Origin of the sequence: Corynebacterium sp. ACRPO (assembly GCF_022347205.1) — a bacterium.
Taxonomy (GTDB): Bacteria; Actinomycetota; Actinomycetes; order Mycobacteriales; family Mycobacteriaceae; genus Corynebacterium.
In genome coordinates this window covers 17,863-30,574 of the sequence record NZ_JAKRNE010000006.1, presented here as the reverse complement: position 1 = coordinate 30,574, position 12,712 = coordinate 17,863, and the positions used below count along the sequence as shown (strand labels likewise).

Below are 12,712 nucleotides of genomic sequence, written 5' to 3'. Positions count from 1 at the left end.
ATCCGGGCCCGCGCGATACCAATGCCGGGCCCGGCGCGTGTGAGTAAGAGAGTTTCTCCCTTTCATGTTAAAACGCGCAATCGGAATTTCCATGGCGTTTATCGGCGTCGTCGTGGGCGCAGGCTTCGCCTCCGGCCAGGAGGCCATGCAGTACTTCGTAGCCTTTGGTAACTGGGGCCTGTGGGGTATCGCCCTGGCCGCTGGTTTGATGATGATCACCGGCGTATCCATCCTGCAGCTCGGCTCCTACTTCCAAGCCGAGGAGCACACCGCTGTCTACGACAAGGTCGCATCGCCATTTACCGCCAAGATTTTGGACTGGTCCACCCTGGTGACCTTGTTCGCCATCGGCTTCGTCATGTTCGCCGGCGGCGGTGCGAATATCAATCAGCAGTTCCCGTCCGTCCCTGTATGGGTGGGCGCCACCGCCATGCTGATTTTGGTGCTGATCGTCGGCCTGATGGATGTCGACCGAGTAACTGCGGTCATCGGTACCATCACCCCATTCATCATTATCTTCGTGGTGATTGCCACCGGCTATACCATCTTGAATGCGGATGTTGATTTCTCCGCCATGAATGATTGGGCGGTCAACAATGTTGATACCTCGTTGCCTAATTGGTGGCTAGCCGCATTGAACTACACCGGCCTGAACGTGATGACGGCAGTATCCATGTCCATCGTTATTGGCGGTAACTTCCTGGATAACCGTGCAGTTGGCGTCGGTGGCCTCATTGGCGGCCTGCTCTATCTCATCCTGTTGGCACTATTGGTCTTCGCCCTCTTCTTCGAGGCAGAGACCGTCAACGGCCAGGACATGCCGGTACTGAGCCTGATTACCAGCATCCACCCAGTCTTGGGCGTGCTGATGACCTTTGTCATTTACGGCATGGTCTTTAATACCGCCATCGGCATGTTCTACGCGCTGGGCAAGCGCTTGACCCGCAATAACCCCAAGCGCTTCTACCCGGTTTATGCCGGTGCCTGCATCATCGGCTTCATCTTGTCCTTCGTGGGCTTCCAGGCCTTGGTCAGCAACGTCTACCCGATCCTGGGCTACCTCGGACTGCTGATGATCGCGGTGATGGTCTTCAACCGCATCAAGAACGGCAGCAAGCTCGCGGACGAGTCCGACCGCCGCATGCGCGCCCACGAGCTGGTGTCCCGCCGCCTGGACCCGCGCAAGCGCTTTACCAAGAAGAACGAGCGCGAGCTGCGCAAGCTGGCTGCAGCATCCAATATGGAAACCACCGAGTTCGTTACCAATATCGCAGAAGAGATCCACGAGGAGCTCGAAAATGATGATGATATTGAGTACGACCGCGAAGATCCGGAGCCGTCCGTGACCTACGTGCAGCACACCAAGCCGGAGGTTCCGTCGTCCACTAGCGACCTCGACTTTGGCAAGAAGGGCACTGGTGCCGACTCTGGCACTGGCACCGCCAAGCCGGTTTCTGAGGACTAGCTCCCTCGTCCACGGCTGATAAGCCAAAAAGCTCGGCGCCCTCCTTCCCTTGCTATGGGGAAAGGAGGGCGCCGAGCTTTGTAGTGCAACGGGTGGCGAAGCGGCGCTGCTCTAGACGAGCAGCTCTGCAATCTGGATGGTGTTGAGAGCAGCGCCCTTGCGCAGGTTATCGCCGGCGACAACGAGCACGAGGCCCTTGTTATCGTCCACCGTCTGGTCCTGGCGGATGCGGCCGACCAAGGACTCGTCGATGCCGGTGGCGGCGAGCGGAGTGGGGACGTCGGCAAGCGTAACGCCCGGAGCGCCACCCAAAAGCTCGGTGGCCTGCTCTGGGGTGATGGGCTTATCGAACTCGGCGTGAATGGTCAGGGTGTGGCCGGTAAAGACGGGGATGCGCACGCAGGTCCCCGCTACCTTGAGCTCCGGAATATCCAGGATCTTGCGGGATTCGTTACGCAGCTTTTGTTCCTCATCGGTCTCCAGAGAGCCATCATCAACGAGGTTGCCAGCCATCGGCAGGGCGTTATAGGCGATAGGTGCCACGTACGGGCCAAAGTCTTCGTCATTGAGCGCGGAGCCATCGTGGACCAAGCCCACATTGTGCTCACCAACGGAATAGACCTGCGCGGCCAGCGCTTGCACGCCTGCCAGACCGGAGCCAGACACAGCCTGGTAGGAGGACACGTGGAGCTTATTCAGACCAGCGGCGTCGTGGAGGACCTTCAGCACCGGCATGGCCGCCATGGTGGTGCAGTTCGGGTTAGCAATGATGCCCTTCGGGGTGTTCTTGACTGCCTCGGGGTTGACCTCGGAAACGATGAGGGGAACCTCTGGGTCCTTGCGGTAGGCCGAGGAATTATCCACCACGGTCGCGCCGGCCGCGGCGAATACCGGGGCCCACTGCTTGGAGGTGGAGCCGCCGGCGGAGAACAAGGCAATATCGACATCGGCAACGGATTGCTCGGTGACCTCAGCAAGGTCTTCTACGGTAATCTGCTCGCCGCGAAATTCCAGCTCGGTGCCGGCGGAGCGAGACGAGGCGAAAAAGCGCACCTTATCCGCCGGGAAATTGCGTTCTTCCAAGATGGAGCGCATAACGCGGCCGACCTGGCCGGTAGCGCCTACGACTGCAACAGTGGTCATGACTTAAAAATCCTCTGTAGTTGCTTTTAGGTATTTAACGTCCGGTTCCAGCATAAACCGTGGCTTCTTCTTCGCCACCAAGCTGGAACTTATCGTGCAGCGCACGAGCTGCCTTATCCAGGTCAGCCTCGCGGGTGAGCACGGAGATGCGGATTTCGGAGGTGGAGATGAGCTCCATATTGACGTCGACGTCGCGCAGGGCCTCGGTAAACTCGGCGGTAACGCCCGGGTGGGACTTCATGCCGGCGCCAACGAGGGAGACCTTGCCCACCTGGTCGTCGTAAAGCACATTGGCCCAGCCGCCCTCGGACTTCAGCTTGGTCAACAGCTCCATGGCGCGTGGACCGTCAGCACGCGGGCAGGTGAAGGTGATGTCGGTGGTGCCATCCTCCAGGGAGGAGACGTTTTGCAAGACCATGTCAATATTGATCTCTGCATCGGCAATGACACGGAAAACCTTCGCTGCCTCCCCGGGGCGGTCCGGGATTCCAAGGACGGTGACCTTTGCTTCGGACTTATCGGTTGCTACACCAGTTAGTACTGCTTCTTCCACAGGAATATCCTCCATCGATCCGGTCACTAGGGTGCCGGGGTCATTTGAATAAGACGAGCGAACTCGCAAGGGTACATTGAACGCGCGGGCATATTCCACGCTGCGCAGAACCAAAATCTTGGAACCTACCGCGGCCATCTCCAGCATCTCCTCGAAGGAGAGCTTCTCTAGCTTCTGCGCGTCTGGGACGATGCGCGGGTCTGCGGTATACACGCCATCGACATCGGAATAAATCTCGCACACGTCCGCATTCAGCGCGGCTGCTAGCGCCACCGCGGTGGTATCGGAACCGCCGCGGCCCAGCGTGGTGACATCGCGCGATTCCTTATTAACTCCCTGGAAGCCGGCGACGATGCAGATCTTGCCCTCATCGAGAGCTTCGGTCAGGCGGCCTGGGGTAACGTCCACGATGCGGGCATTGCCGTGGCGCTCGGTGGTGAGCACGCCGGCCTGGGAGCCGGTAAAGGACTGGGCATGGGCACCCAAGGATTCCACGGCCATGGCCACCAGCGCATTGGAGATGCGCTCGCCCGCGGTCAGCAACATGTCCATTTCGCGCCGTGGTGGCACGGGGTTGACCTGGGCAGCAAGGTCGAGCAGCTCATCGGTGGTATCGCCCATGGCGGAGCACACCACGACGACGTCATTGCCCTGCTTCTTGGTGGCCACGATGCGCTCCGCAACGGCGCGAATGCGGTCTGCGGATTCGAGGGATGAACCGCCATATTTTTGCACGATCAGGGCCACGGTAAGGATGCCGCCTTTCGTCTTTCAAGGCACCCCTGGCGCGCGCGTCCGCACACCGCCAGAAATACCTGTCGGTCACTAGTCAAATACCCATGCTACCCCGCAGGGGCCTAGTCCTCATCATAATTCCTAGACAATGCTTGCTTTTTATTCACACACCCCGAGCGTAAAGCGCGCCATGCGCCGGCCGTCCCCCCATAGAGAAAAACGCGCGCCATGCAGCGCAGAATATGCATATAACAGGAATCTTTACTACCGTTGAGCGGGTGTTAAGCAACCTCCTCGCCATCTTTTTCGCGCTCGCATCCGCGCTGACGGTTGCTTGGGGCACGGTCGTCCGCCACCGCATTGCCCTCGACGCCGATGATTCGGTCATGCGTGCCGCCATGTCTAACCCCTTGTGGTGGGTGGGCACCGCGGCCGCGATTGGCGCCTACGGCCTGCAGGTTATCGCGCTCGGCTTCGGTACCTTGCTGGTCGTCCAGCCCATCTTGGTGCTGTCCTTGATGTTTACCCTGCCGCTCTCGGCATGGTACTCCGGCCGTAAGATGCCCTTCCACGAGGTTTTCTGGTCCATTGCGCTGACCATTGCGGTGGGCATCATGGTCATTTACGGCCGGCCGGTTGCCGGCAATCCCCGCCCAGAATGGAGCGATTGGTGGCCGGCGCTCCTCATAGGGTTGGCCACCCTCGCAATCCTCGGCGCGGCGGCCGCAAAGCTACCGGATCAGCGCCCCTTGGCATTGGGCACGGCCTGCGGCGTTATTTATGGCTTCGTCGCCCTGCTTTCTAAGGCCGTGGTGGATATTTTCACTCATGAAGGCCTCACCACCCTATTGGCGAGCTGGCAGTTCTACGGCCTCATCGGCCTCGCGCTCACCGGCACGGTGGTACAGCAATATTCCTTCAACGCCGGCCCCCTGGCCCATTCCCTGCCGGCCATGACCATCTTTGAGCCCATCGTGGCCTTCGGCTTGGGATACATGGTCCTGGGAGAGAAATTCCTCATCGATACGGCCGTCGGTTGGGCAATTATGCTCATCGCCCTAACCGTCATGGTGCTGTCCACCATCGTGCTCTCCCGCAGCCCGGTGAGCCAGCGCGGTTAGATGGCCCACTCAAATACGCCGAGCATATAGGCCGAAAACCACGCGCCAAACAGGGCCCAGGCAATAACCGCCACGCTTGCCGACGCCCCCTTTTTCACCCACGGCAACAACACGATCACCGCCGGCAGGAGCAGCCGGGGCCGCGAGTGCATGATGCCATCAGAAAGCAGCACATTGGCCATAAGGACGGCGGAAAACAGCCAGGCCGCCAGCGGCAGGCGGCGCCACGCCAGCAGCAGGCATAGCGGGGCGGCGATCATGACGCCGGCACTGAGCAGGTAGCCGCCATTGGTGGCCCCAGTCAGCGTCTCCCACAGCCACATAGCCGTGGCTTTGCCGCCATCAAAGCCGGAATTCCAATGTTCTTTCTGGATACCAAAATAACCGCCGACATCTTTCAAGTGGCTGCTCGACCACCACAAATAGCCCACCAGCGGCACGACGGAAAACGCCACCGCGGCCCAGGCTCGCCAGTCCTTTCGGGCCCGCAGCAGCACCATAAGCCCAAAGACCGCAACGAGGTCCACCGCGGTAAGGCGCACGAGCCCGGCCACAAAGATATACGCCGCGGCGGCCCACCAGCGCTCGCCCACCAGCGTCACTACCGCCCAGATAGCCAGTGCCCCGAAAAGCGCCTCGGTATACGGCATAGAAAACACGATGGACATCGGCGCGCTGGTTACCACTACGGCGCTGAGCACTTGGGCCCACTTTCCCATGCCCATCTGCGCGGCCAAGGCCATCACCCCAGCGGCCAGCGCGATGCTAAAGAGCACGTTGAGCGCGATGGCAGTGCCAGCCTCACCGGTTCCCAAGATGCCGCTTACCGCACGCACCAGGAAGGGAAAACCCGGAAAGAAGGCCATGGTTGTCTCATGGACCGGCCCATCCGTAGAGATATCCGCACCGAAGTACCCGCCGCGGGCGATTTCTACGTAGTGCTTGGCGTCCCACTTATTGAGCAGTCCCCAGAGCTTATCGTCCTGCACGGCGGCCACCGCCGCGAGCACGCCCACGCGCACCGCAGCTCCGATGAGCGCAACGAGCGCGGCAGGCGCCCACAAGGAGCGCAGTAAGGACGACGAGTTGGATGCGGAATGGAGGGCCGTAGACACGAAAGGCATAGTACCGCACCGCCGCCGCGTCTCATTGAATGAAATCTCTTGCCACATAGTGAGAGAGCCTGTAGTGTGACCGATATGACACAGCGGATTGACCTACTCCTTATCTGCCGCGGCGGGATTTCGGCCTAAGCACTGGCCAGCGCCCCGTCGCGGAGTCCGGCTACCCAAGCCCAGCTGGCCGTCTCGCACAGACACCACAGACAAGGAAACCGCACCATGTCCCCCACTGACTCTTTTATCAGCGCCCCTCGCGATATCACCACCCCTAACGGCCCACGCCGCGAGGGACAGCCCGCGTGGAATAAGCAGCGCGGCTCCGCCATGCCCCACGAGCGCTACCAGCCCTTCGCCGTCGAAGTGGAAGACATCGATCTGCCGGACCGCACGTGGCCCAGCAAGAAAATCACCCACGCCCCACAGTGGTGCGCAGTGGATCTGCGCGATGGCAACCAAGCGCTCATTGATCCCATGAGCCCAGAACGCAAGCACCGCATGTTCGACCTTCTGGTCAAAATGGGCTACAAGGAAATCGAGGTCGGCTTCCCGTCCGCCTCCCAAACGGATTTCAACTTCGTCCGCGAAATCATCGAGGGCAATAAGATTCCCGATGACGTCACCATCCAGGTACTAGTCCAGGCCCGCGAGCACCTGATCCGCCGCACCTTTGAGGCCTGCGAGGGCGCCAAGAACGTTATCGTGCACTTCTATAACTCCACCTCGAAGCTGCAGCGCCGTGTGGTCTTCCGCAAGGACAAGCCCGCCATTAAGAAGCTGGCTACCGACGCCGCCGCACTCATCAAGTCCATCGCCGCGGACTACCCCGACACCACGTGGCGCTGGGAATACTCCCCCGAGTCCTTTACCGGCACCGAGCTAGACTTCGCCCGCGAGGTCTGCGATGAGGTAGTAGAAATCATGGATCCCTCCCCGGATAACCCGATGATCATCAACCTGCCCTCCACCGTGGAGATGATCTCGCCCAATGTCTACGCCGATTCCATCGAGTGGATGCACCGCAACCTGGCCCGCCGCGAAGACGTCTTGCTCTCGCTGCACCCGCACAATGACCGCGGCGAGGGAATCGCCGCCGCCGAATTGGGCTTTATGGCCGGCGCGGACCGCATCGAGGGCTGCCTATTTGGCAACGGCGAGCGCACCGGCAACGTCGATCTCATCACCCTGGGCCTGAACATGCTCACCCAAGGCGTAGACCCACAGATTGACTTCTCCGATCTGCCGCAGATCCGCGAGACCGTTGAATACTGCAACCAGCTGCGCGTGCCGGAGCGCCACCCCTATGGCGGCGAGTTAGTCTTTACCGCCTTTTCCGGTTCCCATCAGGACGCCATCAACAAGGGCCTCGATGCGCTGGCGGCCACCATCCGCCCCGGCGCGAACAATACCGAGGTCTCGTGGGAAGAACTGCGCGAGGCCATCTGGGAGGTTCCCTACCTGCCCATCGATCCAAAGGACGTGGGCCGCGACTACCAGGCGGTCATCCGCGTCAACTCCCAGTCCGGCAAGGGCGGCGTTGCCTACATCATGAAGACCGACCACGGCATCAATATGCCGCGCGCCATGCAAGCGGAATTTTCCACCGTGGTGCAGGAAATCACTGACTCCGAGGGCGGCGAGGTCAATTCCAAGAACATGTGGGACATCTTCGCCACCGAATTCCTAGACCGCGAGACCCCGCTGGCCTTGGAGGCCTTCCACATGGACAACTCCCCGACCACCGACGGTGACGTCGCCGTGACCGCCACCGTGACCTTCCGCGGGGAAAAATCCACCGTCTCCGGCACCGGCAACGGCCCCATCGCGGCGTATGCCAACGCGCTGGAATCCCTGGGCATCGACTTCGAGGTCATGGAATACTCCCAGCAGTCCCGCTCCGCCGGCGACGACGCCGAGGCCGCCTGTTATATCGCAGCCGACGTTAACCAGAACAAGGTGTGGGGCGCCGGCATCGCCGGATCCACCACGCGGGCTTCCATTAACGCAATTAACTCCGCCGTCAATCGCGCCCTGGCCTAAGCCCGGCCGCCGGTGCTGCACACCAGTGCCGCACCCTGGCGTGGTAGAAGGGTGGGTATGCCTTCTTCTACCTACCTCATTCCGCACCGCGGCTTGGGCGCCGTGCAGGCCCTGCCCGTCTATGGTGCGCAAACGAAGGAAAACCAGGAGTTCACCGTCACCTTGGCGCCCCGCCAGGACGGTGGCCTGGAGGTGCGCACCGACTCCCCCATCGGGCATATCACCAGCGCAGACCATGCCGAATACCCCGAGATAGATCTGCTTTTTCGCGCTGGGCTCACTCCTGCAGCTACGGCCGCGCCGCAGCCCGATGGCTCCCTGTCCCTGCTGTTGCCGCGGCCGGGCCTCTGCCTGCCGGCCAATAACCCGCCGGCCGGTCCGTGGACGATGCTGGGCTATGCCCCACCCATCAACATCACCGACCTGCCCGCGGATCTGGATATTCCCGCCCACGCGCGCATGCACGTATTGGTGACGCTTTCACCCAGCACCACCGGATCCGGCGCCGATGCTTATTTGGGCCCGCAGTGGGTGGGGCGACTGGATGGGGTGGACGTCGCCAAGCAGGGCACAACCCTGGCCCATGCCTACCATGCGCCGCGCAGCGCCGGCCGGGTGCTCAGTATCTATGCGGGTGCGCCGCTGCCGGATTCAAAGGAAGCCTCGCTTGCCGACGCCACCCCTACCTCCCCCGCCGCCACCGAAACCTTCGAAACCACAAGCTTTCGCGCCGTCAACGTCGATGACTCCACACCGCGCCGCCAGCAGTGGTGGCCTACCCTCATTGCCCTTCTGGTAATTGCGGTGCTTATCGCCGTACTTATTTTTGTTCTGTAAGAACTTTTGAGCAGGATAACATCCCTTTCTCGCCGGGTTGGGAAATTGGAAAACGCCCCTAGCGGTGCTTAAAATGCGAAGTTACTATTGTTTCGCATGGAAAGGCCCCAATGACTTCGCTGGATTCCGCCACCTACGTGGTCCCTGACCACGGTTTTGGCGTAATCCATAACCTGCCCATTGCGGATGTGTCGCCGGAGACTTTCAGCGACTTGCTCGAGTCCACCGCCGCGGAGGACGGTTACCTTTCCGCGGAGCTCGGCCCCCGCACCGCCGAGGAAGGCTTCGCGATTCGGATCGGTGACTCTCTTGTGGGCCACCTCAGTGCCGCCGATTCCCAGGCCTATGCCCTCTTTGACTGGATTCTCAGCGCCGGCCTGCACCCACGCGCCACCGCCCATGTGAGCATGACGGATGCCTCTGGGGAAGACTGGCCCACACTGAACCTGCTCCTGCCGGCGCCGCACCTGTGCATTCCCGCCAATAACCCGCCGGCGCAGCGCTGGACCATGCTGCCCGGCGAGACCACCGCCACGCTGACGGAGTTTTCCAAGGACGTCACCGCCTTTCCGCACACCGACGAGCACTACCTCGTTTCTTTGCGCACCCGCGGTTTCCTGCGCCGCAATACCGTCGACGTCTATATCAATAGCACCTTCTTAGGCTCCCTTCCCCGGGAAGCCGCCCGCGAGATCGCCCCCGCCGTCCTCGACTGCACCAAGACCGGCCGCCTCGCCATTGCCCACGGTTACTTCCACTACAACGCCGATGACCGCCCCGCGCTCACCATTTATGCGCATAACGCCGCCAACAAGCACCACGCGGGCCTAATTTTGGGCGTCGTCGCCGGTGGCACCGCCATCATGTCCGCTGCTACCGCAGCTCGCGCTCAGGCTGCATCCGCTGTCCCCGGCGGCCCCGCTACCGGTGTCTCTACCGCCGGCACCTCCGCAGCCAGCGGTTTCAGCGTCACCTCTGCCGCCGGTGCTGCCGGCGCATCCGGTGCCGTGACCTCGAACCTGCTGGCCGCAGCCGGCGTCGCCGTGCTCGTTGGTGGCGGTGCCACCGTAGCCACCAACCTGCTGAGCGAGGACGAAGCCCTTTCAGACACCAACACGCATTCCACCGCGCCCGCTCCGGAAGACAACCATTCCTCCCTCGATTCTTCCCACTTCGACGGCAATGGCCCCAAGCGCCCCGCGCACCCCGCCACGCCGCGCATCCACGATGCCGGCCCCACCAGCGGTACCTCAGCTCAGCCCCCGCTTGCCGACGCCCCCTCCACTTCGCAGACCACGAAGAAGCCCAGCGCGACGCATTCTCCTCACGCTGACCGCGCCCAAGCCCCTGCCGCCGACAACCGACGTGGCCACCACAGCGAACCCCGCGGCGGCCACCACGGCGAGGATTCCCAGGCAATTTCCCGCGCCGCCTCCGCCGCGACCGCTGCCGCCATGGCCGCAGCCAATGACGTCGCCTCGGCCCCAGCCCCGGCACCGGCACCGTCTCGGACCACGCCTGCCTCGACGCCATCCTCCAGCTCGGAACCCGCACCCGAGGTAGCAGCCAAGGGACCGACCGCAACCTCCTCGTCCTCCCAGTCTGCCGAGCCGTCCGATCTGCCGACCTCAAGCGCGTCTACCTCGGAAAAGACAACTTCCGAGGAAACGACGACTGAAACTACCACCGCAGCCTCGACGGAAAAGCAGACCGCAGAGCCTTCCAGCTCCGCCACCAGTTCTGCCACGAGCGAGCCAACGTCTGAGCCGACCCAGGCTGCAGACCCGTCTACGCCCACCTCAGCGCCTGAGTCTTCGGAACCAAAGCCCTCGGAGTCGACCGCGCCTACGACGACGTCTCCGTTGCCGACCTCGGAGTCCGAGCCTAAGCCGGCGCCGGATACCACTATCACAGGTTCCAAGCTCGAACCAACGCCAGAGCCGGAGACCACTGCACCTACGACGACAATTCCTGGCCCTGAGCTCGAGCCCACCCCGGAGCCAGAACCAGAGATCACCGTAGAGCCCGAACCGGCACTGCCGACTACATACCGCAGCGCAACGGATGGACCGGAGGTGCCCCTGGTACCGCTCGAGCCGGAAGAACCGCAGCAGTCGGAGGAACCGGGGCGACCTGAGGAGCCCGAAGAGCCAACAACCCCGCCGAAGGTCATTGTCATCGTCGTGGAAAATTAAGCGGCGCGCCCTGTCCCCCTGCGCGAATTGCGGGATACTACACTGAGTTTAATGAACAACACACCTGGCCCCTCCCCGCAGCACACGCCGGCGTCGGCCCCAGCGCCGTCGCCCGCGACGGTGGCTTCGCGCCACGCGGCCAGGTCCACAGCGCCCAAACCAGGCGCAGAACAGCGACGCGCTAGGCCGCGCCGCGCGGTGCGACCGTCCGGCGAACCGGACGCCGCAAAACCCAAGCCGATACCAAAGCCAAAGCCGCACCCATCTGCCCGCCACGAGCGACCTGCCGCGCCGAAAGCGGCTAACCAGAAGCCACAGCAGCCGCAGCAAGCCGACCTATCCACCGATGCGGCCGACTACCCCTACGTGGCGCTGACCCTGCAGACCACCGGCATCCATCCCAGCACCGGGCGCATCGTGACTATCGACGCCATTGCTTTCAACGACGCCGGCGAACAAGGCCAGCTCTTCCACGCCGTCCTCAAGCCCGATATCGATGCCGGACCGCGCCACCTCCACGGGCTGAGCACCACCGATATTGAGCAGGCTCCCGCCTTTGGCAAAATCCTTAAATCGCTGGACAAGCTTATCGACGGCCGCACGCTCATCGTCCACGATCTCCCCTATACCTGGGGCTTTCTCGTCGCCGAGGCCCGCCGCGCCATGATGGCCGCCGCACGCCAAAACCGGGCGCGCAACCGCGGCCGCAACAAAGGCCGCCGGCGGCGCCAAAAGGTCGGACACGTTCCCACGCCGGTTCGCATAATCGATACCTTGGCCACCTCCTATGCGCAGGAGGTGCGGTCGAATGATGTGCGGTTGGGGGGCGTCGCCAAGCAGAGCGGCCTGGACACCACGCCGAAAGCCTCGGTGGAGCGCGCCGGCCGGCCCGAGCCAGAAACCTCCCGCGAGCAAACCGAGCTGCTCATCGCGCTCTACCGCCAGCAAGAAGGCGGCACTGTGCGCAGCTATGCGCCCGAAGACGTGCGCGCAGATCGCTTCGGCCTGCAACGCTCCCACGTGCGCGTCGACGCCGCCGAGGCCCCCGTCCAGCACCACAATCCCGGCAAATACGAACCGGGCAAGGAGCTGCGCCGCGGCATGGAAATCGTGGTCGCACCGGAAATCCTCGAGGACCCAGACACCATCATCGCCGCGCTCATGCGCGAGGAGCTCAATTATTCGGAAAAGCTTACCCGCGAGTCCTCGCTGGTGGTCTGCAATGTCACCACGGATCTGGTGGGAAAGCCCATGCATGCCCACCGCAAGGGCATCCCGCTGATGTCGGACGCCGCGTTTCTTGATGCCCTCACGCGCATCGAAGACGCCGAGCCCGAACCCGAATCCACTAAGCCAGCGCCGCGGGCCCAACGCTCACCGCAGCACAACAAAAAGGGCGGCGGGAAGAACAACAAGCGGCGCCGGCGACGCGGCGGCCGCGGAGGTCGCGGCAGGGGCCGACGAAATTCTGGCGGCTCGGCGGCGAAAAAGAACGACTAAGCCGC

The 12,712-nt window shown here is 62.6% G+C and carries 9 protein-coding genes; 6 read left to right on the top strand and 3 right to left on the bottom strand.

Features of this window, described 5'->3' with window-relative positions:
• Nucleotides 1–64: 64 nt before the first annotated feature.
• On the top strand, nucleotides 65–1,465 hold the full coding sequence (locus MHY22_RS05700; RefSeq protein ID WP_239278456.1) for a hypothetical protein: 1,401 nt from the start codon (nucleotides 65–67) through the stop codon (nucleotides 1,463–1,465).
• A gap of 111 nt (nucleotides 1,466–1,576) precedes the next feature.
• On the opposite strand, the gene MHY22_RS05695 is transcribed toward MHY22_RS05700, so the two are convergent.
• Both MHY22_RS05695 and MHY22_RS05690 read right to left on the bottom strand, forming a co-directional pair.
• Nucleotides 1,577–2,608 (bottom strand): aspartate-semialdehyde dehydrogenase, encoded by a 1,032-nt coding sequence (locus MHY22_RS05695; RefSeq protein WP_239278455.1) that lies wholly within the window; start codon nucleotides 2,606–2,608, stop codon nucleotides 1,577–1,579.
• Nucleotides 2,609–2,642: 34 nt separating this feature from the next.
• Complete coding sequence (locus MHY22_RS05690; protein WP_179387282.1) at nucleotides 2,643–3,908, bottom strand: aspartate kinase; 1,266 nt, start codon at nucleotides 3,906–3,908, stop codon at nucleotides 2,643–2,645.
• A gap of 230 nt (nucleotides 3,909–4,138) precedes the next feature.
• Between MHY22_RS05690 and MHY22_RS05685 the strand changes: the two genes are divergently transcribed.
• Nucleotides 4,139–5,017, top strand: a complete 879-nt coding sequence (locus tag MHY22_RS05685; RefSeq protein WP_239278454.1) for a DMT family transporter — start codon at nucleotides 4,139–4,141, stop codon at nucleotides 5,015–5,017.
• On the opposite strand, the gene MHY22_RS05680 is transcribed toward MHY22_RS05685, so the two are convergent.
• On the bottom strand, nucleotides 5,014–6,141 hold the full coding sequence (locus MHY22_RS05680; RefSeq protein ID WP_239278453.1) for a mannosyltransferase family protein: 1,128 nt from the start codon (nucleotides 6,139–6,141) through the stop codon (nucleotides 5,014–5,016). The genes MHY22_RS05685 and MHY22_RS05680 overlap by 4 nt on opposite strands.
• Nucleotides 6,142–6,357: 216 nt before the next feature.
• On the opposite strand from MHY22_RS05680, the gene leuA reads away from it, so the two are divergent.
• The 4 genes from leuA (at nucleotide 6,358) to MHY22_RS05660 (ending at nucleotide 12,707) form a co-directional block, all read left to right on the top strand.
• Entirely contained in the window at nucleotides 6,358–8,175 is a 1,818-nt protein-coding gene (gene leuA / locus MHY22_RS05675; protein ID WP_239278451.1) for a 2-isopropylmalate synthase, read from the top strand.
• Between the two features lie 57 nt (nucleotides 8,176–8,232).
• Complete coding sequence (locus MHY22_RS05670) at nucleotides 8,233–9,012, top strand: hypothetical protein (RefSeq protein WP_239278450.1); 780 nt, start codon at nucleotides 8,233–8,235, stop codon at nucleotides 9,010–9,012.
• 110 nt (nucleotides 9,013–9,122) lie between these two features.
• Nucleotides 9,123–11,207, top strand: coding sequence for a hypothetical protein (locus tag MHY22_RS05665; RefSeq protein ID WP_239278449.1), 2,085 nt, complete (start codon nucleotides 9,123–9,125; stop codon nucleotides 11,205–11,207).
• 198 nt (nucleotides 11,208–11,405) lie between these two features.
• A complete protein-coding gene (locus MHY22_RS05660; protein ID WP_370658837.1) occupies nucleotides 11,406–12,707 on the top strand; it encodes a DNA polymerase III subunit epsilon in 1,302 nt (433 codons plus the stop codon).
• Nucleotides 12,708–12,712: the final 5 nt, after the last annotated feature.

Excerpts from the sequence above, each read along its gene's own strand:
- MHY22_RS05700 (WP_239278456.1), top strand. The coding sequence starts at position 65 with ATGTTAAAACGCGCAATCGGAATTTCCATGGCGTTTATCGGCGTCGTC.
- MHY22_RS05695 (WP_239278455.1), bottom strand. The coding sequence starts at position 2,608 with ATGACCACTGTTGCAGTCGTAGGCGCTACCGGCCAGGTCGGCCGCGTT.
- MHY22_RS05685 (WP_239278454.1), top strand. The coding sequence starts at position 4,139 with ATGCATATAACAGGAATCTTTACTACCGTTGAGCGGGTGTTAAGCAAC.
- MHY22_RS05680 (WP_239278453.1), bottom strand. The coding sequence starts at position 6,141 with ATGCCTTTCGTGTCTACGGCCCTCCATTCCGCATCCAACTCGTCGTCC.
- leuA (WP_239278451.1), top strand. The coding sequence starts at position 6,358 with ATGTCCCCCACTGACTCTTTTATCAGCGCCCCTCGCGATATCACCACC.
- MHY22_RS05670 (WP_239278450.1), top strand. The coding sequence starts at position 8,233 with ATGCCTTCTTCTACCTACCTCATTCCGCACCGCGGCTTGGGCGCCGTG.
- MHY22_RS05665 (WP_239278449.1), top strand. The coding sequence starts at position 9,123 with ATGACTTCGCTGGATTCCGCCACCTACGTGGTCCCTGACCACGGTTTT.